Source organism: Thioclava sp. UBA3469, assembly GCF_002378135.1.
GTDB classification, from domain to species: domain Bacteria; phylum Pseudomonadota; class Alphaproteobacteria; order Rhodobacterales; family Rhodobacteraceae; genus Thioclava; species Thioclava sediminum.
Window position 1 is genome coordinate 1 of record NZ_DFRG01000272.1, and the last position, 20,035, is coordinate 20,035.

Below are 20,035 nucleotides of genomic sequence, written 5' to 3' on the forward strand. Positions count from 1 at the left end.
CGTTGCGATAAACACAGTGGAAGCAACAGAACGTGCCAGTGAAAAAGGCGGCCATGGCCGCCCTTTCCATTGTCCGCAAAGCTTCGGCTCGGTTCACGAGGCCAGAAGTTCTTTCAGCTTGTCGTCGATGAACTTGACGTCGTCGGGGTTGGTGCCGGGGCCGCCGGCGAAATGGCCCCAGATCGACGGCACCGGGACGAACTCGGCGTTGGGCATGTTGGCGACTTCGATCTCGCTGTCTTCGGGCGGGAAATAGAGGTCGGTCTTGCCGGGCATGACATAGGCTTTTGCCTTGATCGCGCCGAGCGCCGCTTTGTAATCGCCGTTATACAGCTCGTTCGCGCTGATATCGCCATTCTGCCAGGTCCAGGCCATCGTCAGCAGGTTGTTGGCGTCTTTCGGCAGGAAGAACCCTTCCCAGAAGCCGATCAGGAAATCCTCGAGCGAGGCGTAGCCGAGGGTCTTCAGGTCGAGCTCTTCCCGATAGAAGCTCTGTGAGAAGCCCCAGCCTGCATAGACGCGGCCAACCGCGCGCAGGCCTTTTTCGGGTTTCGACGTGTAGCGCCCGTTTTCCCACGCGGCGTCGGCCCGCAGTGCCGCCTTCACCCCTTCGAGGAAGACATAGTTGTGGCGCGAACACTTCGCCGACCCGCAGAACGGGGCGATCAGATCCATCATCTCGGGATACATCGCCCCCCAGTGGAAGGTCTGCAGCGCGCCCATCGACCAGCCTGTCACCATGCGGATCTTCTCGATGCCGAACTTCTCGGTCACCAGACGATGCTGCGCCTTGACGTTGTCATAGGCGGTCACGTTCGGGAAACGGTCTGCGTTATAGGGCTCCGGCGTGTTCGAGGGCGAGGTGGAGAGCCCGTTGCCGAACATGTTCGGGATGATGATGAAGTATTTCTCGGGGTCGAGCGCCATGCCGGGCCCGATCAGCCATTCGTTGTCGTAATGCTGCCCGGAATACCACGTCGGGTAGACGATCACGTTGTCTTTGGCCGCGTTCAGCTTGCCGAAGGTCTTGTAGGCGAGGCGGGCGTTGGGCACGGCGAGGCCGCATTGGAACTCGAAGGTGCCAAGCTCGAAGATTTCATAATCAAGGGTCATGGTTTTTCCTCATGTCAAAGTGGAGCGACGCCCTATCTCAGGCGACGCTCCGGAAGATCGTTACGGATCAGGCAGTCGCGGTTTTCCCGCTCAGCGTGGAGATCAGGTAGTAAGCGACCCCGCCGACAAGTCCGGCCGAGATGGCGGTCGACAGGTGGGGCAGGTACCACTCGACGACGAAGGCCACCGCGGAGCCACAGGCCCAGGCGATGAAGGCCGTCCAGCGCCAGTCGCGGTCGATCTCGGAGTTCTTGCGCACGAGGAACTGGTCCACGAGGATGATCGCGCCGATCGGCGGCACGAGGATGCCCAGCAGGGACAGCCACTCGATGAAGAAGGCCCAGACATTGGTGGCCGCGATGACGATGCCGATGGCGCCGAGGATCACCGCGAAAAGACGCATGTGGCTGCGCAGGATGCGCGACCAGCCGGTGGCGGCATTATAGAGGCAGTGGGCACAGACCGAACCGAGGTTCACATAGAGGAACAGGAAGGCGAGAACGCTCAGCCAGGTCATCTGCATGTTGTTCATGTAGCCGAACATGTTGTCGGTGCCGAAGGGGTTGGCATCCGGAACGGCCAGGGCTGCGGTCATGATGCCGCCGACCAGCATCGCGGCGAGGTTGGCGAAGGGGAAGGCGCTGAAGGTCGCGACCCAGGAGCTTTTCGTGTCCTTGGCCCAGCGGTTGAAGTCGGCGCTCACGGTGCCGGCGTCGATGAAGAGCGCGATGACCACGGTCAGGCCGACGCCCATCGACATCGTCGCGACGCCATTATTGCCCGGGTAGGACATGATCGCGTCCCAGCTGGTCGTCGAAGCCGCGTCGCCGACGACGAAGAGGCCCAGAATGACGAAAAGCGGCACCGAGATCATGCCGATCAGGTGCAGGCCTTTCACGCCGACGAAGGTGACGCCGATATAAAGCGCACCGGCGATGAGCGTCATGACGACGTAGTTCAGATCATAGGTGGAACTGACGAGCGCGCCGGTGATCCCAGTTTGCACCGCGTACCAGCCAAGTAGAAGCGTCGAGAGCAGGCCGGAGGCGAAGACATAGCCCTTGCGGCCGAAGACGATGCTGGCGAGCAGGGCGAAGTTCATCCCTTTCGTCGCGCCGAGCTGCCCGAGCAGGCCGACATAGACCAGCATGATCAGGTTGCCGATGATCATCGCCGTCAGTGCCGAGCTGAACCCCATGCCGAGCACGAGGATCGAGCCGGTCATCGCGCCGGTGATGATCATCGGGAAACCCATCCAGACCATCGTGACGGAGAACATGCTCCGCCGGGCTTTTGCCGGAACCGGTTCATGTTCGTATTCATCGCCGAGCGCGTGATCGATCTCTTCTTCGATATGTTCGAGCGCCTCTGGCTCGAGATGCTTTTCCGTCGTGGTCATGATGTTCCTCGTTGTTGGACTGTTTCTGATGTTTTTGTTTTTGCAGGCATGCGAAGGCCGGGCGCTTGCCGTGGGCAAACGCTGACGAAAGTCTCGCCGGGGCGGAGTGGATAAGGGGTCGATCAGTTCGGCAGCTTGATCCTGCCGTCGTTTGTGACCGGTTATACTGATCTCAGAGTTATTGGGCGCGTGCGCCAATCGGGTTAGGGCTCTGTGGTCTCTCCATTTGGGGCGGCAAATCGCCGGGCCGAAAACGCAAAAGCCCCTCACGAATCCATTCACATGGTTCGTAAGGGGCTTTCATTGCCAGATGCGGCGCTCTTCGTTGAACGCTACGTCAACACGATGGCGTGATTCGTTTCAATATGCAAATGTTTTGATGTAACGATGTAAGGCGCTGAAAATAATGCGGAAAAAATTTCATCGCATGATTTCAGATGCGTTTTGCAATGCGTCGAGCTTGCCGCCACGTCAGTCATTTGCTATTCGATTCGTATGTGACCGTTCCCCCGGACTCCGCATTCGCGGGAGTTCTCGTTGAAAGATATGGAACCGTATTAATGGCTTTTGACAACGAGCCGGTCGCAGTTGGCCTCCTTTTTTCCCAAACCGGAGTAACGTCGGTGATCGAGCGCACGCAGCGTCAGGCTGCGCTGCTGGCTATCGAAGAAATCAACAATGCAGGCGGTATCGATGGTCGTGAACTTCTGATCGAAGACAGCGACCCGGCTTCCGATCCGTTGCGCTTCAAGAGCGAGGCAGAGCGCCTCATCGATGTCGGCGCAAAGACCATCTTCGGCTGCTACATGTCCTCCGCGCGCAAGGCCGTCTTGCCCGTGGTCGAGCAACGCCGCGCGCTGCTGTTCTATCCCACGCTCTACGAAGGGTTCGAGTTTTCGAGCAGCTGCGTCTATTCGGGCGCGGCGCCGAACCAGAATTCGCGCTGGTTGGCGGATTATCTCACCCAGACTTATGGCGACCGGTTTGTCTTCGTCGGATCGAACTACGTTTTCCCCTATGAATCCAACCGGATCATGCGGGATCTTCTGATGCATCGCGGGGCGAAGGTCGTCGACGAAATCTACATCCCCCTGCGCCATAACGAGGAATATATCGAGCGGGCGATCTCGCGCATCAAGGCTGCGGGGCCTGCGGTCGTATTCTCCACGGTCGTGGGCGAAGGGTCGGTCCGCTTCTACCAAGCCTATGACCGCGCGGGCTTCGATCGCAGCAAGCAGCCCATCGCCAGCCTGACCTCGGGCGAGCCCGAGCTGCTGGCGGTCGGCAAGGATGCGTCGATCGGCAACGTGACGGCCGCGCCCTATTTCAGCGTGCTCGATACCGAGGCGAACCGTCGCTTCGTCACGGCCTATGCGCGCCGGTTCGGGCCGGATCAGCCGATTTCGGCGGGGACGGAAGCCGCCTATTTCCAAGTCTATCTCTTCGCGGAAGCCGTGCGCCGGTCCGGGGCGACCGATCGCGATAGCGTCTTGCGCACCTTGCCGAATTTCAGCTTCGAGGCGCCCCAGGGCCCCGTGCAGGTCGAAGGGGACACCCATCACACGAGCCTCTGGCCCCGGGTTGCCGTGGTCGGCGAAAGCGGCGCTTTTGAGATCGTGCGTGAGGCGCAGGCGCCGGTGCGGCCCGACCCTTATCTCGTTGAATATGATGAAGACTTGCAGATGACGTCTCCGCAATTCGGAGCCGGAGGGGGCGGAAGCTGATGCCCCGGCTGCGTCTCAAGGATTTGCGCGACCTCTCGGTCATCGTCGTCCACCCGCCGGACGCAGATGGCAAGGCGCTCATGGATCAGCTCAAACGCATCGGCTGCCGCGCGGAACTGATGTGGCCCCCCGCCAAGGCGCTGCCGAGCGGGACGGATGTCGTTTTCGCAGGCGTCTTCTTCGAGAGCCAGAGTGCCCTGAGCAGCATGCTGCGGAAGTCCGAGAAACCCGGTCCGACGGTGATCGGCATCGTGAATTACGAGAACCCGGCGATGATCGAACTGGTGCTCGACATCAACGCATTCGCGGTGATTTCGAAGCCGGTCCGGACTTTCGGTATGCTGACAAATCTTGTCGTCGCACGCTCCAATTGGATGCAGGCGGCGGATTTCCACGACAAGATCGGCAAGCTCGAAAAGAAGATTTCCGGTCAGAAGAAGATCTCGAAGGCGAAGTCTATCCTCATGGAAATGCACAAGATTTCCGAGAGGGAAGCCTATGGCACCATTCGTGCGCAGGCGATGGGTAAGCGGATTTCCGTAGAGGAAATGGCGGTCGCGATCATCAACGCAAACGAATTGTTGTCATCAAGACCGGATGATGTATAGTCGAATCAGATCGATGGCCAATGATGTCCATCGGTTCGGCACAGAAAGCCCGCTGAAGACACTGTAGTGTCTTCGCGGGCTTTTTTGGTTTTCAGGATGGTGCAAAGGCCGCGCCATCGCTGCGGGCGTACCAGAGCGCACGCAACCCCGCCCTCGTGGCGGCGCTGAATGGCAACGATGCCAATCGCTCCGAACACCCGGAGCCCCCTTCGCCAATATGATCCGGACCCCCGCGGTCCGGTCACGGCACCTCACACAATCGGTCACATACCAAACGCTCGTGCACGGGAGTCCTCCCTGCGCACTTACGGCCTGAAAAATCAAAACAAAACCTCAACACGGGAGACAGAAATGAAAACGAACCGGAGAAACTTTCTAAAACACACGACCGCTTTCGGCGCCGCTGCCGCGCTTGGCCCGTCGATGATCGCGAGCCCCGCCCGCGCCTCGGGTGAAATCGAGGTGGGTGTCCTGTTCTCGCTGACTGGCGGCCTTTCGATCATCGAAAAATCGCTCGCCGACGCCACGATGATGGCGATCGACGAGATCAACGCCGCAGGCGGCGTGAACGGGATGATGATCAAGCCGATCCTCGAAGACGGCGCCTCCGACCCGAAGACCTATAACGAGAAGGCCTCGAAGCTGGTGATCCGCGATCGCCTGCAGACCGTGTTCGGCTCCTATACCTCGGCGAGCCGCAAGGCCGTTCTGCCGGTCTTCGAAAAGCGCAACAGCCTCTACTTCTACCCGACCTATTACGAAGGCTTCGAGTGCTCCAAGAACGTGGTCTACACGGGCGCGGTGCCGAACCAGCAGCTGTCGAACTTCATCCCGTGGATCACCAACACGCTCGGCAAGAAGAAGTTCTTCATCGTCGGCTCGAACTACATCTACCCGCGCGAGATGGCGAAAGTGTCGAAGATCCTCATCGAGCAGAATGGCGGCGAGTGGGTCGCGGACGAATATCTCGAGCTCGGCCATTCCGAATGGGGCGCGATGGTCTCCAAGATCAAGGAAAGCGGCTGCGACGTGGTTCTGTCGAATGTCGTGGGCGACTCGGTCGTGGCCTTCTACCGCGAGTTCAAGAACCAGGGCCTGACCCACGACAAACTGCCGATCTGCGCGACCGTCACCTCGGAAATCGAGATCGCCGCGATGGGTCCGGAATTCGCCGAAGGCAGCTACACGTCCTTCCCGTATTTCCAGGCCATCGACACCGATCGCAACCGCGATTTCATCGAGCGCTACCGCAAATATGTCAACGATCCCAAGGCTGTGACGCACCACGCGCTCGAGAGCAGCTACTTCCAAGTCTATCTGTGGAAACAGGCGGTCGAGAAGGCCGGGGACATCTCGGCGGATGCGGTGCGCGAAGGCATCAAGGGTCAGGTCTTCGAGGCCCCGAACGGCACCGTCACCGTCGATCCGGAAAACCTGCACACCTATCTCACGCCGCGCATCGCGCAGTGGGGCGCCGATGGTCAGGGCACGATCGTCAACGCCTATGACGCGCCGACCAAGCCGCTGCCCTATGTCGCTTACGGCGAGACGGCAGAGAACCTGTTCTGCACCGGCGCCGGTCTCGACACCACCAAGCTGTGACGCAAACCGGGCACCGGGCTGATGTCCGGTGCCCATCCGAGCGAGGCGGAATTCCCTATGTCTGACATCATCTTCATCGGCCTGTCCCTGTCTTCGATCCTGCTGCTGATCGCGCTTGGCCTGTCGATCACCTACGGCGCGATGGGCGTCATCAACATGGCGCATGGCGAGCTCGTCATGATCGGGGCCTATACGGCGGTGCTCGCCGGGCTCCATCTTGGGCTCAACCTGTTCTTCGCGCTGCCTCTGGCCTTCGTGACCTCCGGGCTCGTGGGGCTCGTGATCGAGCGATTGGTGATCCGAAGGCTCTACGGACGGATCATCGACACGCTGCTCGCGACATGGGGCGTGGCGATCCTGCTGCAACAGCTGATCCGCCTCGAATTCGGCCTGAGCTTCTTCGGTATCCATATCGACGGTCTCGGCCCGGGCCTGCAGAACATGACGGTTCCGGCCTTCCTCACCCAGCCGATCGACGTGGCGGGCATGACGATCCAGCCCTATCGCACATTCATCATCGTCGTGACGCTGATGCTCGCGGGGCTGACCTGGTGGCTGATGTATCGCACCCCGATGGGCGTGCAGGTGCGCGCGATCATGCGCAATCCCCAGATCGCAGCGGCCTGCGGTATCGACGTGCGCCGCGTCTCGGCGCTGACCTTCGCCTATGGCTCGGGCCTTGCCGGGATCGCCGGTGTGCTGCTCGCAGGCTTCAAGACGGTCATGCCCGAAATGGGCGCATCCGTCGTGGTCGATGGCTTCCTCGTCGTCGTCGTCGGAGGGGTCGGCAGCCTTCTCGGCACGATCCTCGCCGCGGGCATTCTCGGACAGATCAACGGCATCGTCGCCTTGGCGTCCAACGACATCATCGCCCGCGCCGTCGTCTTCGCGGTGGTCATCGCCCTGATCCTGTGGCGCCCGCGCGGCCTGTTCTCCTTCAAGTCGAGGTAAGCGATGTCCAGCGAAACGTCCTCCACACTTCCCAGCTCCACGAGCCGTCTTCAGCGACATGCCGACTGGGCCATCTACGCCGTCTTCATCGTGATGGTTCTCGGCGCACCCCTGGTGATCGACGATGTGTTCTGGCTCAACCGCATCGCCAAATATCTCGTCTTCGGCATGCTCGGCATCGCGATCGCACTGTCCTGGGGCTATGCCGGGATCCTCAATCTGGGGCAGGGGCTCTTCTTCGGCCTCGGCGCCTATATGACGGCGATGTCGCTCAAGCTAATGAGCGCCACCAGCCTCCAGCAGGGTTCCGACAAGCCGGTGCCGGACTTCATGCTCTGGAACGCAGAGCCCGGCGCCGTCACCGATCTGTGCTGCATCAACAAGGGCTCGTTCCTCTGGATCCCGTTCCAGTCGCAATGGTTCGGCATGGCGATGTCGATCGTGATCCCGCTGATCGTCGCCTTCGTGCTGTCCTCGTCGATCTTCCGGCTGCGCGTCTCGGGCGTCTATGTCGCGATCATCACACTGGCGCTCGTGCTTCTGGTGCGGCTGCTGCTCATCGACGCGCAGCCGATCACCAACGGGTTCAACGGGCTGACCGATCTGGGCTGGCTGACCATCGGCGGGTTCGAATTCGACCCCTATATGGTCGAGACCTATTACGTCGTCGCCGTCTCGCTCACGGTCGTGCTTCTGCTGGGCCGCTGGCTGGTCTCGACACGGGCCGGGCTGATCCTGCAGTCGACGCGCGACGATCCGACCCGGGCACGCTATCTCGGCTACGACGTCGCGGCCTATCAGATCTTCTTCTTCACGATCTCCGCCGGGATCGCGGGCTTCGCGGGGCTCCTCTATGTGGTCGCCGCCGAATTCGCCTCGCCGAGCTTCATGGATATCGGCTTCTCGATCTCGATGGTCGTCTGGGCCGCGGTCGGCGGGCGCAACTCGCTGCTCGGCGCCTGTATCGGGGCGATCCTGATCAACACGGTCGAGGCCACGGTCAGCGAGACCGAAATCTTCAAGGAAGCGTGGAAGCTGATCATCGGGGGCATCTTTGTTCTCGTCGTTCTCTACCTGCCGAACGGGCTTGCAGGCATCGCGCGCGATCTTCTGGGGCGGTTTGAACGCCGTCGGAAGGGCACGCCCGCAGAGACGGCCCCGAAAGCCGCGGAATAGGAGGGACGGACATGAATGAAGCACTCACGATCGACGGGCTGACGGTCGATTTCGGCGGGTTCAAGGCCGTGGACGGGTTCACCACCGTGGTTCAGAAAGGCGAGTTGCGGGTCATCCTAGGCCCCAACGGCGCCGGGAAGACCACGCTGATGGATCTCGTCAGCGGCAAGACCGCCTCCACCCAAGGCAGCGTCCATCTCTTTGGCGAGAACATCACCAACCGCCCCGAGCACATCATCGCGCGGCACGGGATCGGGCGAAAATTCCAGATCCCGAGCGTCTTCCGCGATCTGACCGTGCGGCAGAACCTCGAAGTCGCGGCCTCGGGAGAGCCCGGCGTATTCCGCAACCTTCGCCTGCACATGGTGGCGGAGGACCGGGCGCGGGTCGAGGACGTGATCGCGATGACGCGGCTCGAGCCGGTGCTCGATACGGTCGCGGGCGAGTTGTCACACGGCCAGATGCAATGGCTGGAACTGGGGATGCTGATCACGCAGCAGGCGAAGGTCATCCTTCTCGACGAGCCCACTGCGGGCATGACCCATGCGGAGACCTTCCGCACCGCCGAAATCATCAACGAAATGAAGGGCAGCCACACGATCCTCGTGGTCGAGCATGACATGGCTTTCGTGCGCAAGATCGCCGAGCGGATCACGGTCATGCACATGGGCAAGCTGCTCGCGGAGGGCCCGATGGAAAAGATCGAGACCGATCCAAAGGTGCGCGAAGCCTATCTCGGTTCGGGAGGGATTCACTGATGCTTTCTCTGAGCAACCTCGACAGCTTCTACGGTCGCAGCCAGGCGTTGCACGACGTCTCGATGAGCGCGCCGAGCGGCACGATCCTCGCCGTTCTGGGCCGCAACGGCGTAGGCAAGACCACGCTTCTGCGCTCCATTCTCGGGCTGACCGACCGCCAGAGCGGCGACGTCGTGCTCGACGGGCAGAACATCTCGGCTGATGCGACCTACCGGCGCGCGCGGGCAGGGATCGCCTATGTGCCGCAGGGCCGGATGATCATCCCCGATTTCACGATCCGCGAGAACATCCTGATGGGCGGTTTCGCCGCACAGGGTCCGCGCGCCATTCCCAAAATCGTTCCGAAGATCTTCCCCTATCTGATGGAAAATCTCGACCGGCCCGGGGGCGTGCTCTCGGGCGGTCAGCAACAGCAGCTTGCCATCGCCCGCGCGCTCGCAAACGGCCCCAAGGTCCTCCTGATGGACGAGCCGACCGAGGGCATCCAGCCCAATATCGTCGAGCAGATCGAGGACATCATCATCCGCCTCAATGCCGAACTCGGACTGACGATCCTCCTTGTCGAGCAGAACGTGAAATTCGCGCGCCGCGCCGCGCAGAACTTCACGATGCTCGAGAACGGTCGCGTCGTGGCCGATGGCGCGATCGCGGATCTCACCGAGGAAACGGTCACCAAACACATGGCGATCTGACCCCATAAACCCGCCTTGCCGGATCAACCGGAAAGGCTTTCGACAACTCCACCAACAGCAGAGGTAACAACATGTATCATGGAGATATTTCGAGCAGCGCCGATACCGTGGGCGTCGCCGTCGTCAACTACAAGATGCCGCGTCTTCACACGAAGGCCGAGGTTCTCGAGAACTGCCACAAGATCGCCGACATGGTGAAAGGCATGAAGAAGGGCCTGCCGGGCATGGATCTGGTGATCTTCCCCGAATACTCGACCCACGGCATCATGTATGACGAGACCGAGATGTACGAGACCGCCTCGTCGGTGCCAGGCGAAGAGACCGAAATCTTCGCCGCCGCCTGCCGCGAGGCCAATGTCTGGGGCGTGTTCTCGCTGACCGGCGAGCGCCACGAAGAGCACCCGAAGAAAGCGCCCTACAACACGCTCATCTTGATGAACAACGAGGGTGAGATCGTTCAGAAATACCGCAAGATCATGCCCTGGGTTCCGATCGAGGGCTGGTATCCGGGCAACTGCACCTATGTCTCGGAAGGCCCGAAGGGCATGAAGATGAGCCTCATCATCTGCGATGACGGCAACTACCCCGAGATCTGGCGCGACTGCGCGATGAAGGGCGCCGAGCTGATCATCCGCTGCCAGGGCTACATGTATCCGGCCAAGGACCAGCAGGTGATCATGGCCAAGGCGATGGCCTGGGCGAACAACTCCTATGTCGCGGTCGCCAATGCGGCAGGGTTCGACGGCGTCTATTCCTATTTCGGCCACTCGGCCATCGTCGGCTTCGACGGCCGCACGCTGGGCGAATGCGGCGAAGAAGAATATGGGATCCAATATGGCCAGCTCTCGGTCTCGGCGATCCGCGATGCGCGCAAGAACATGCAGAGCCAGAACCACCTCTTCAAGCTCGTGCACCGTGGCTATACCGGCATGATCAACTCGGGCGACGACACCAAAGGTCTCGCCGAGTGCCCCTACGACTTCTACACCAAATGGGCGGAAGATCCGGAAGGCACGCGCGAGATGGTCGAGGCGATGACCCGCTCGACCGTCGGTACCGAGGAATGCCCGATCGACGGTATCCCCAACGAAAAGTCCGACCCCACTCACCGGTGAGTCAGGCGAGCAGGGCCGGCGGAGACATCCGCCGGCCAATCAAACGCGAGGATCTTCTATGACGATCGATCAGTACCGGCTTGAGGAAGAGCCGACCTACCACCCGAGCGGCGACGAGGTGGCCTTCTACGAATCCGCCTATGCGGCGCGGTTGCCGGTGATGCTCAAGGGGCCGACCGGCTGCGGCAAGACCCGCTTCGTCGAGCATATGGCCTGGCGTCTGGGCAAGCCGCTCATCACGGTGTCCTGCCACGAGGACATGACCGCCTCGGATCTCGTCGGGCGCTTCCTGCTCGGCCCCGAGGGCACGCATTGGCAGGACGGGCCGCTCACGATGGCGGTGCGTCACGGGGCGATCTGCTATCTCGACGAGGTGGTCGAGGCGCGTCAGGACACGACGGTGGTGATCCATTCTCTGACCGATGATCGCCGGATTTTGCCGCTCGAGAAGAAGGGCGAACTGGTCCATGCGCATCCCGATTTCCAGCTCGTGATCTCTTACAACCCCGGCTACCAGAGCGTTCTCAAAGACCTCAAGGAATCCACGAAGCAACGCTTCAGCGCGGTCGATTTCACCTATCCGATGGCCTCGGTCGAGGCTTCCATCGTGGCGTCCGAGGCGGATATCGCCGCCGACATCGCCGACAAGCTTGTGAAGATCGCCGAGAAGTCGCGGCACCTGCGCGGGCAGGGGCTCGAGGAAGGGGCGTCCACGCGGATGCTCATCCATGCCGGTCGCCTCATCAAGACGGGCATGACGCTGACCGACGCCTGCAAGCATGCGATCATCGTTCCCATCACGGATGACCCGGATATGCGCGGCGCGCTCGATGCGGTCGTCGATGCCTGTGCCTGACAGCATGAATGTCGAAGCCACCCCTGACCTGCCGGGCGCGATCCGCAGCGTTTTCTCGGCGCCCGAGATAGCCGACTGGCTGCGGGCGCGCGAACGGCTGCGGGGCGCGGGATACGGGCGGACGGTCCCCCGCGCCTATGAGCGTAGTTCGCTGGCTCTTGCGCCGAAACTCGGGGCGGGGCCGACGATCGCCTTGGCAAAGCTCGTGTCCCATGTCGCGATCCGGGTCTCGCCCCGCGCGGCGGAGCGCGTCTGCTCTGCGGCGGACACGGTCGCGCAGAGATACGATCCGCAGGCGTTCACCGCGTGGCTCGCGCTGATGACGCGGATTACCACGCAAGCGCCGGAGTCCGTGTATCCCTTTCTCGATAATATGGAACGGCTCGTCGGGCGGCTCTCCGAACAGGCGCTCGAGGACTGGGTCGCGACCGGATTGCGTCTGGCGGGCCGCGATGCCGACAAGCGAAGCGCCTATTTCTCCTTGCAGACCGCCGAGGCGCAGCGCGCGCTCGAACACGAAAGCGGAGAGCAAAGCTTCTACGATCACGAGCGCCGGTTGCGGGCCTATCTCACGGCGATTTCCGGCGCGACCCCGCCGCTGCGTGTCGCGCCCACGGGCATGGGGGAGAAAGCCGCGCGGCGGGTGTCCTTCGCGGGCAATGTCATTCTCGTGCCACCCAGCTTGCCCGGCTATCGCGGCGAGACGGAGCCCCTGTTTCGCGCCGCGCTCGCCCATATCGGGGCGCATATCAACTTCACCAAAACCCGTTTTGAGATCGGGCAGCTCAAACCGCTTCAGATGGCGGTCGTGTCTCTGATCGAAGATGCGCGGGTCGAGGAACTGGCGGCGCAGGAGATGCCCGGATTGCGCAGGCTCTGGCAAGGCTTTCACGTCGCCCAACCCGGAGGGCTGCCGACCGCGCCCAGCCTATTCGCGCGGCTGGCGCGGGCGCTGATCGATCCCGATTTCAACGATCCCGACGGATGGGTGCAAAAAGGCCGCCGGATGTTCATGGAGGCGCGCGAGCGCTGGGACGATCCGGCGATCAGCCGCGAGATCGGCAATCTGCTGGGCAACGATCTCGGGCAGCTTCGCGTGCAGTTCAACGCAAAGGATTACGTGGTTCAGCCGGCCTATCGCGACGACAATCTCGGTCTGTGGGCGCTCGACGAACCGCCCCCGGAAGAGGCGCAGACGCTAGAGGTTCAGGTCGATACCGTGCAGCTTCGCCGCTCCGAGCCGACGCCGGGCGCGGGCAAGCAATCGCAAAAGCAGGAGCAGACCGAAAGCGACAGGGTCGAGAAAGTCGCCCCCGTCACCGAGGCGGCCGAAGAGGGGCGGGCGGTCGCCTCGTATCCCGAATACGACTACGAGATCGGCCGGGAACGCGCGAATTGGACGGTGGTCAAGGAATACCCCGCGACGCCCGGCAATCGCCGCTTCTGGCAGGAATTGCAGGACGCGCAGGGGCCGCTTCTGTCGCGCATCACCGGTCTCGTGCGTTCGGCGCAGATCGGGCGCGCGCGCCGGGAGAAGCGGCAGGCGGAGGGAGAAGTGCTCGATCTCGACGCCTGTATCGAGGCGGCGACGGCCTTGCGGGCAGGCGAGTTCCCCGATCATCGCCTCTACGAGCGGCAGGCACCGCCGACGCGCGATCTCGCGGTCAGCCTGCTGCTCGACATCTCGCAATCGACGGCCGATCTCGTCCCCGGAACGCCGCACCGCATTCTGGACATGGAGCGCGATGCGACAGCGGTTCTCGCCCATGCGATGAACGAAATCGGAGATCCTTTCGCGATCAACGCCTTCTGCTCGGCCGGGCGCGAAGACGTGCGCGTCGTTGCGGTGAAGCGGTTCTCCGACGCGTTGGATGAAGAGACGGGCTCGGCGCTGTCGGGCCTGAAGCCGGGCTATTCGACGCGGCTCGGGGCCGCCCTGCGCCATGCCGGGAAGGACCTCGCGCAGGTGCCGCGGCATCGTCGCCTGCTGCTCTTGATCACCGACGGGGAGCCCTCGGATATCGACTCGCCCGATCCGGACTATCTTGTCCGCGACGCGCAGCGCGCCGTTCGCAGCCTGAGCGCGCTGGGGATCGATGTCTTCTGCGTGGGGCTCGGGCCGCGAAACAAGGAGCAAGAGGCCGCGATTTTCGGGCGCAACGGGTTCATCCAGATCGACGAGCTGAGCACGCTGCCGGACAAGCTTTTGTCGCTCTATCTCCGGCTGACGCGGTAACGGGGCGCTGACCCCGGCGCTTCTGAGAGCATATGAAAAAGGCCCGCATCGCTGCGGGCCTTTTGCAAAATCATACCATCACTTGCGCGGCTTCTTCGGGCCGCCGGGCTTGGGCTTCCCGCCTTTGCCCGGATGCGGCCCTTTGCCGGGGCCTGCATATTTCGCGCGGGGCTTCTTGGCCTTCGGGGCGGCACCGCCTTCGGGCTTGGGCTTGCGTTTCTTCGGCGGGATGTCCGCGAGGGCTGCGAACACGGCCTCGTCGTCGGGGCTCCAACCGCTGGTCTTCGCACTCTCTTCCGGGGCGTCGTCGCGCGGTGCCTTGGGCGAGCCTTTGCGATGGGGCGCCTTGGCCGGACGCTCGCCACGATCACCGCGATCCGGTTTGCCATGCGGCTTGTCTGCGCGGCGTTTTTTCGGCGGCGGGCCGAAATCAGGTTCACCGTTCAGGGCGCGGGCCTTGATCTCATCGGAGAGCTCGCCATCGGGACCAAGCGAGGCCGCGAATTTCGCGACGCTCTTCTCGGCGATCTCGACGAAGGTCTCGTCATCGCGCACGCGGATCGCACCGATCGACGATTTGTCGAGATCGGCATGGCGACGCAGCAAGGGCAGCAGCCAGCGCGGTTCGGCCCGGTCATTGCGCCCGACCGAGAGCGTGAACCAGCGGCTCGGACCGAATTCCTGACGCTCCGATTGCCCCTTGGTGTCCGGCGGCAGAAGGTCTTCGGGCGGGGCGTTGCGCGATTGCTGCAGCCGCAGGAAGGCGGCGGCGACAGCCTCGGCCCCGTGCCGGTCGAGCAGCTTGCGCGCAAACGCCGCCTGATCCTCGCTGACCGGCTCGCGCCAATCGGGATCGGTCAGCAGACGCTCTTCATCGCGCGCGATGATCGACTCGGCAGACGGCGGCACGCTCCATTCGGCGTTGATCTTCGCGAATTTCAGCAGACGTTCGGCACGTTTGACCATGCGCGGCGGCACGATCAGCGCGGACATGCCCTTGCGCCCGGCACGGCCCGTCCGGCCCGACCGGTGCAGCAGGCTCTCGGTGTTCTGCGGTAGATCGGCATGGATCACGAGGCTCAGGTTCGGCAGGTCGATCCCGCGCGCGGCCACATCGGTCGCCACGCAAACCCGTGCCCGCCCGTCGCGCATCGCCTGCAGCGCGTGGCTGCGTTCGGCTTGGCTCAGTTCACCCGACAGCGTCACGACCGAGAGGCCGCGATTGCCGAGACGCGCGCTAAGATGATTCACCGCCGCGCGGGTGTTGGCGAAGACGATGGCGCTTTCGTCATGGTGGAAGCGCAGCAGGTTGAAGATCGCATGATCGCTATCCGAGGCCGCAACCTTCAGCGCCTTGTAGGCGATGTCGGAGTGCTGCTGCGCGGTGTTGATCGTCGAGATGCGCTGCGCGTCGTTCTGGAACTGCTCGGCCAGCTTCGCGATCATCGGCGAGACGGTGGCCGAGAACAGCAGCGTGCGGCGCTCTTCCGTGGCGGAGCCGAGGATGAATTCGAGGTCTTCGCGGAAGCCCAGATCGAGCATTTCGTCGGCCTCGTCGAGCACGACCGCGCGGATGTCGCTCAGATCGAGCGCCCCGCGGCGGATATGGTCGCTCAGGCGGCCGGGCGTGCCGACCACGATATGGGTGCCGCGTTCGAGGGTGCGGCGTTCCTGGCGCGGGTCCATGCCACCGACGCAGGAGCTGACGATGGCGCCGGTCTTGGCGTAGAGCCAGCGCAATTCCTGCATAACCTGAAAGGCGAGTTCCCGCGTGGGGGCCACAACGAGTGCAAGCGGCGTGCCAGCCGGGCCGAAGCTTTCGGCCTCGCCCAGAAGGGTCGGCGCGATCGCGAGACCGAAGCCGACCGTTTTACCCGAGCCGGTCTGGGCTGAGACCAGCAGGTCCTTGCCCTCCAGCGCGGGATCGGTCACCGCGTCCTGCACGGGAGTGAGAGTGTCGTAGCCGCGCTCGGCGAGCGCTGCGGAAAGGGAGGGGATCATCGGAAAGTCGTCCAAGCAATGACGTAAGGGACGGGCCGCTCTGCTCTGGCAGCCCGTGCGGAAGGCGCCTGCATAACGGTCCCTGCGGCAAATGTATATTGCCTATTTGGGGAATCCGCCCTCTATGGGCAATAATTCTTGGTCAGGCGAGGACCTGCAGCACCACCGCCGAGGCGTAGATCGCGACCAGCAGGAGGCTCTCGATCCCGATCCGGGCCGGCCCGTCCTTCTGGCGCAGGATCAACCCGCCGAGCAGCACGCCCGTCATCATCAGCCCCGTCGCCAGCCAGTAGAGGTCCGACATCGAGACCGCGTGATACAGCGAGCCGTCGCGATAGGCTCCGTCCGAGAAGACGAGGAAAAGCGTGTCGAATGTGTTGCCGCCGATGATCCCGCCGATCGCCAGTTGCAGCGCGCCGCGACGGACCGCGGTCAGCGTCGTCACCAGCTCGGGCAGCGAGGTCACGACCGCCGTCAGCAGCGCGCCGACCAGCGAGGAGCTGAGACTGAAGCGGGTGACGAATTCCTGGCCGGCTTGCGAAATGACCCAACCGCTGAGGCCCATGATGACGACGAGGCCCATGAAGACGATGATCGGCCCGCGCGGCGAGCGGTTTGCCTCTTCTTCGTCTTCGGGTTCGTCACGGCGTGTCTCGCGGGTTTCGACCGGCTTCCACATCGGCGTTTCCGACACCTGGGTCGCGAGTTTCGTGCCGCCGAGATAGGCGAGGAACAGCACCACCGAAGCCGGGCTGATCCCCCAGATCGCGAAGTCGGGCGCAGCGGTCGCGGCGAGCGGGATCGACAGCAGCACGATCAGCATCACCGCCTGAAAAAGGTTCGCGGGCTCCGCTGCGGAGTGTTCGAGATTGGCGCGTCGGTGCAGCATGTCGGCGAGCGCCAGAAAGAAGGTCTGCGCGGCGATCCCGCCCACGGCATTGGAAAAGGCGAAACTCGCATCGCCCTGTGCGGCCACCGAGACCGAGACGACGATCCCCGACAGCGAGGTCGCGGCCCCCAGCACGATCCCGCCCGCCAGCGCTTCGCCCATCCGCGTGCGATCCGCGATCACATCGGCCAGCCCGGTCGCCTTGATGGAGGAGATGACGACGATCAGCCCGGCGATGGCAAATACGCCGAGCAGAAGCGGGGTCGAAAGAGAGGCGATCATGAAGGCTCCGGGGACATTGTTCGAAAAGCAACCGCGCAGCGCGCTCACGGTTCCGTTAAGAGGGCGGTGGCTGGGCGCCTCTGCAAAGGGCTAGGGGGAGTCGACATGCCCGAAAGAGACGTTAGGGTCGGCGCCAATCAGCGCGCGGGAGGACAAGCATGTTTATCGGATTGGATCTGGGCACATCGGGGCTGAAGGGGCTCTTGATCGACGAGGCGCAGCGCGTGGTGGCCGAGGCGACGCATCCGCTCACCGTCTCGCGCCCGCACGAGGGCTGGTCGGAACAGGATCCTGCCGAATGGATCGCGGCGATGGAGGCGGTGCTGGGCTCGCTCGCGCAGCACGATCTGTCGGCGGTGCAGGGGATCGGGCTGTCAGGGCATATGCATGGCGCGACGCTGCTGGATGCGCAGGACGAGGTATTGCGGCCCTGCATCCTGTGGAACGACACCCGCGCCTATCGCGAGGCGGCGGCGCTCGATGCGGATCCGCAATTCCGCGAGATCAGCGGCAATATCGTCTTCCCCGGCTTCACTGCGCCGAAACTTGTCTGGCTCGCCAAGCACGAGCCGGAGCGTTTCGCGAAAGTGGCGAAGGTGCTGTTGCCGAAGGACTACCTGCGGCTCTGGCTGACTGGAGAGCATGCTTCGGAGATGTCCGACGCCGCCGGGACGAGCTGGCTCGATACCGGCGCGCGCGACTGGTCGGATGCACTTCTGGCGGCGACCGGGATGCGGCGCGAGCAGATGCCGCGCCTCGTCGAGGGCTCGGACGTCTCCGGCACGCTGCGCCCGCAGATCGCGGCGCGCTTTGGTCTACCGGAGGGCGTCGTCGTGGCAGGCGGCGGGGGCGACAACGCGGCGTCGGGCGTGGGCGTCGGCGTCGTGGCAGCGGGGCAGGCCTTCGTCTCGCTCGGCACCTCGGGCGTCCTGTTCGCCGCCGATGACGGCTATCGCCCCGATGCGGCGAGCGCGGTTCACAGCTTCTGTCACGCCCTGCCGCAGACATGGCACCAGATGGGCGTGGTGCTGGCCGCGACCGACGCGCTGAACTGGTATGCGCGGCTTCTGGAGAGCGACGCCAAGCAACTGACCGAAAGCCTCGGCCCGCTGCAAGCGCCGGGCAAGGCGCGGTTCCTGCCCTATCTCGGCGGCGAGCGCACGCCGCTCAACGATGCGGCGATCCGCGGCGCGTTCATCGGGCTTGAACACGCGACCGATCGCGCCGCGACCACGCGGGCCGTGCTGGAAGGGGTGAGCTTCGCACTGCGCGATTGCCGCGATGCGCTGGCCGGCACCGGCACCCGGATCGAGACGCTGCTCGGCGTCGGGGGCGGCACGCGCTCGCGCTATTGGTGCGAGGCGATCGCGACCGCGCTCGACACGCCGGTGGCCCTGCCGGTGGCGGGCGATTACGGCGGCGCGTTCGGCGCGGCGAGGCTTGGGATGATGGCCGCGACGGGCGGCGGGCTGGATATCGCGAGCCCGCCCGAGATCGCCGCGACGATCGAGCCGGTCTCCGCGTTGCGCGAAGCGTTCGACGAAGGGTACGAGCGCTACCGTCAGGCCGGCGCTGCGCTGCGGGGTTTGACCTGATCTACCTCGGGCCGCGCCGTGGCGATCGGCGCGGCGTCGCGGAGATCAGCTCGAGAATTGCAGACGGATCCGGTTCACATATTCCACGCCCGGTCGCAGGATCGTCGAGGGGAACTCGGGGCGATTGGGCGCATCGGGCCAGGCTTGCGGCTCCAGGCAGATCGCGTTGAAGCTGTCGCCGGACGGCGCGGTGTAAATCTGCAATCCGGGCTGGTTGCTCAGCATGGTCATGCTGCGTCCGGAGGCCGGATCGCTCAACACCGCCACCTCGCGCATCCCGCCGGAGCCGGTGCAGAAATTGTGGTCGAAGCCCGCGCCATCGGGCCCCAGCGCCGAGGCCGGTTCGCGGAAATCGAAGCGTGTGCCAGCCACGTCGCGCGGCCCGCCTACGGGGAGTTTCTCGCCATCAACCTCGAGAACCTGTTTAGCATTGAGCTTCAGTCGGTGATCGGCGATCGAGCCGCCGCCCGCGAGATTGAAATACCCATGCGAGGTCAGAGACACCGGGCAAGCGCGATCACAGCACGCGCGGTAAGTGATGCTCAAAGTTTCTGGGTCCGATACCGCGAAGCTCACCTCCGCGACGAGATTTCCGGGGAAGCCCTGATCGCCATCCGGGCTTTCGAGCCGCAGTGTCGCCGCGTTGATCCAATGCGCGACAACGGTCCAGTCGCATTGGTCGAACCCCTTGCCACCGCCGTGAAGGCAGTTCCCGCCTTCGTTCGCATCTAGCTGGAACTGCTCGCCATCGAGCGTGAATTGCGCTCCGGCGATGCGGTTGGCATAGCGCCCGATCGTCGCCCCGTGGAAATCGCGTGTCTTCTGTTTCGGATCGGGGCCGATGAGAAGCTCGACCGGACCGTCGTCGCTGGGCAGCACAACGCTTGTCAGTCGCGCGCCCTTTGGATCGATGCGCACCAGCATCCCTGATGCAAGCCCGATCTCCAGTTCTGATTCGTGATCGAACATGCTGTGTCCTGTCCGTTTCTCGACGAGGCTAACCTAGCGTAACCCTCTCTTCACGTTATGACTTTAATC

At 63.5% G+C, this 20,035-nt stretch carries 16 protein-coding genes; 11 read left to right on the forward strand and 5 right to left on the reverse strand.

From position 1 onward, the window contains the following. Positions 1-93 precede the first annotated feature (93 nt). Both B3D39_RS19835 and B3D39_RS19840 read right to left on the reverse strand, forming a co-directional pair. Positions 94-1,113 carry an alpha/beta fold hydrolase gene (locus tag B3D39_RS19835; protein WP_274961712.1) on the reverse strand — a complete coding sequence of 340 codons (1,020 nt, stop codon included), beginning with the start codon at positions 1,111-1,113 and terminating at the stop codon, positions 94-96. 67 nt (positions 1,114-1,180) lie between these two features. Continuing rightward, the gene (locus tag B3D39_RS19840) at positions 1,181-2,512 is read right to left on the reverse strand and encodes a purine-cytosine permease family protein (RefSeq protein ID WP_078602194.1); all 1,332 of its coding nucleotides are present in this window, start codon (positions 2,510-2,512) and stop codon (positions 1,181-1,183) included. 560 nt (positions 2,513-3,072) lie between these two features. On the opposite strand from B3D39_RS19840, the gene B3D39_RS19845 reads away from it, so the two are divergent. From B3D39_RS19845 to B3D39_RS19890, 10 genes are all read left to right on the forward strand, one after another. Continuing rightward, the gene (locus B3D39_RS19845; protein WP_078522107.1) at positions 3,073-4,236 is read left to right on the forward strand and encodes a transporter substrate-binding domain-containing protein; all 1,164 of its coding nucleotides are present in this window, start codon (positions 3,073-3,075) and stop codon (positions 4,234-4,236) included. Then, positions 4,236-4,844, forward strand: a complete 609-nt coding sequence (locus B3D39_RS19850) for an ANTAR domain-containing response regulator (protein WP_078522106.1) — start codon at positions 4,236-4,238, stop codon at positions 4,842-4,844. Before B3D39_RS19845 ends, B3D39_RS19850 begins: the two co-directional genes overlap by 1 nt. A 351-nt stretch (positions 4,845-5,195) precedes the next feature. After that, a complete protein-coding gene (locus B3D39_RS19855; RefSeq protein ID WP_078602193.1) occupies positions 5,196-6,446 on the forward strand; it encodes a transporter substrate-binding protein in 1,251 nt (416 codons plus the stop codon). Positions 6,447-6,503: 57 nt separating this feature from the next. Continuing rightward, positions 6,504-7,397 (forward strand): urea ABC transporter permease subunit UrtB, encoded by an 894-nt coding sequence (gene urtB / locus B3D39_RS19860; protein WP_078522104.1) that lies wholly within the window; start codon positions 6,504-6,506, stop codon positions 7,395-7,397. A 3-nt stretch (positions 7,398-7,400) separates the two neighbouring features. Beyond that, entirely contained in the window at positions 7,401-8,573 is a 1,173-nt protein-coding gene (urtC, locus tag B3D39_RS19865) for an urea ABC transporter permease subunit UrtC (protein ID WP_274961713.1), read from the forward strand. A gap of 11 nt (positions 8,574-8,584) precedes the next feature. Further along, positions 8,585-9,331 carry an urea ABC transporter ATP-binding protein UrtD gene (urtD, locus tag B3D39_RS19870; protein ID WP_078522102.1) on the forward strand — a complete coding sequence of 249 codons (747 nt, stop codon included), beginning with the start codon at positions 8,585-8,587 and terminating at the stop codon, positions 9,329-9,331. After that, positions 9,331-10,023, forward strand: coding sequence for an urea ABC transporter ATP-binding subunit UrtE (gene urtE / locus B3D39_RS19875; protein ID WP_274961714.1), 693 nt, complete (start codon positions 9,331-9,333; stop codon positions 10,021-10,023). The genes urtD and urtE overlap by 1 nt, the downstream gene beginning before the upstream one ends. 71 nt (positions 10,024-10,094) lie before the next feature. Further along, the gene (locus B3D39_RS19880) at positions 10,095-11,138 is read left to right on the forward strand and encodes an aliphatic amidase (protein WP_078540368.1); all 1,044 of its coding nucleotides are present in this window, start codon (positions 10,095-10,097) and stop codon (positions 11,136-11,138) included. Between the two features lie 58 nt (positions 11,139-11,196). Then, entirely contained in the window at positions 11,197-11,994 is a 798-nt protein-coding gene (locus tag B3D39_RS19885; protein WP_078522099.1) for a CbbQ/NirQ/NorQ/GpvN family protein, read from the forward strand. Continuing rightward, a complete protein-coding gene (locus B3D39_RS19890) occupies positions 11,981-14,230 on the forward strand; it encodes a nitric oxide reductase activation protein NorD (RefSeq protein WP_274961715.1) in 2,250 nt (749 codons plus the stop codon). The genes B3D39_RS19885 and B3D39_RS19890 overlap by 14 nt, the downstream gene beginning before the upstream one ends. Before the next feature lie 78 nt (positions 14,231-14,308). Here the strand turns inward: B3D39_RS19890 and B3D39_RS19895 are convergent, their stop codons facing one another. Then, positions 14,309-16,231, reverse strand: a complete 1,923-nt coding sequence (locus B3D39_RS19895) for a DEAD/DEAH box helicase (protein ID WP_274961716.1) — start codon at positions 16,229-16,231, stop codon at positions 14,309-14,311. Positions 16,232-16,373: 142 nt separating this feature from the next. Further along, positions 16,374-17,402: a sodium:calcium antiporter gene (locus B3D39_RS19900; protein WP_274961717.1), complete on the reverse strand. Its 1,029-nt coding sequence runs from the start codon at positions 17,400-17,402 to the stop codon at positions 16,374-16,376. 158 nt (positions 17,403-17,560) lie between these two features. Between B3D39_RS19900 and xylB the strand changes: the two genes are divergently transcribed. Next, on the forward strand, positions 17,561-18,997 hold the full coding sequence (gene xylB / locus B3D39_RS19905) for a xylulokinase (RefSeq protein WP_274961718.1): 1,437 nt from the start codon (positions 17,561-17,563) through the stop codon (positions 18,995-18,997). Positions 18,998-19,042: 45 nt separating this feature from the next. On the opposite strand, the gene B3D39_RS19910 is transcribed toward xylB, so the two are convergent. After that, complete coding sequence (locus tag B3D39_RS19910; protein WP_274961719.1) at positions 19,043-19,966, reverse strand: aldose epimerase family protein; 924 nt, start codon at positions 19,964-19,966, stop codon at positions 19,043-19,045. Between the last annotated feature and the right edge of the window lie 69 nt (positions 19,967-20,035).

Excerpts from the sequence above, each read along its gene's own strand:
- B3D39_RS19890 (WP_274961715.1), top strand. The coding sequence starts at position 11,981 with ATGCCTGTGCCTGACAGCATGAATGTCGAAGCCACCCCTGACCTGCCG.
- B3D39_RS19885 (WP_078522099.1), top strand. The coding sequence starts at position 11,197 with ATGACGATCGATCAGTACCGGCTTGAGGAAGAGCCGACCTACCACCCG.
- B3D39_RS19880 (WP_078540368.1), top strand. The coding sequence starts at position 10,095 with ATGTATCATGGAGATATTTCGAGCAGCGCCGATACCGTGGGCGTCGCC.
- urtD (WP_078522102.1), top strand. The coding sequence starts at position 8,585 with ATGAATGAAGCACTCACGATCGACGGGCTGACGGTCGATTTCGGCGGG.
- B3D39_RS19895 (WP_274961716.1), bottom strand. The coding sequence starts at position 16,231 with ATGATCCCCTCCCTTTCCGCAGCGCTCGCCGAGCGCGGCTACGACACT.
- B3D39_RS19910 (WP_274961719.1), bottom strand. The coding sequence starts at position 19,966 with ATGTTCGATCACGAATCAGAACTGGAGATCGGGCTTGCATCAGGGATG.
- urtC (WP_274961713.1), top strand. The coding sequence starts at position 7,401 with ATGTCCAGCGAAACGTCCTCCACACTTCCCAGCTCCACGAGCCGTCTT.
- B3D39_RS19900 (WP_274961717.1), bottom strand. The coding sequence starts at position 17,402 with ATGATCGCCTCTCTTTCGACCCCGCTTCTGCTCGGCGTATTTGCCATC.
- urtB (WP_078522104.1), top strand. The coding sequence starts at position 6,504 with ATGTCTGACATCATCTTCATCGGCCTGTCCCTGTCTTCGATCCTGCTG.
- xylB (WP_274961718.1), top strand. The coding sequence starts at position 17,561 with ATGTTTATCGGATTGGATCTGGGCACATCGGGGCTGAAGGGGCTCTTG.
- B3D39_RS19835 (WP_274961712.1), bottom strand. The coding sequence starts at position 1,113 with ATGACCCTTGATTATGAAATCTTCGAGCTTGGCACCTTCGAGTTCCAA.
- B3D39_RS19845 (WP_078522107.1), top strand. The coding sequence starts at position 3,073 with ATGGCTTTTGACAACGAGCCGGTCGCAGTTGGCCTCCTTTTTTCCCAA.
- urtE (WP_274961714.1), top strand. The coding sequence starts at position 9,331 with ATGCTTTCTCTGAGCAACCTCGACAGCTTCTACGGTCGCAGCCAGGCG.
- B3D39_RS19840 (WP_078602194.1), bottom strand. The coding sequence starts at position 2,512 with ATGACCACGACGGAAAAGCATCTCGAGCCAGAGGCGCTCGAACATATC.
- B3D39_RS19855 (WP_078602193.1), top strand. The coding sequence starts at position 5,196 with ATGAAAACGAACCGGAGAAACTTTCTAAAACACACGACCGCTTTCGGC.
- B3D39_RS19850 (WP_078522106.1), top strand. The coding sequence starts at position 4,236 with ATGCCCCGGCTGCGTCTCAAGGATTTGCGCGACCTCTCGGTCATCGTC.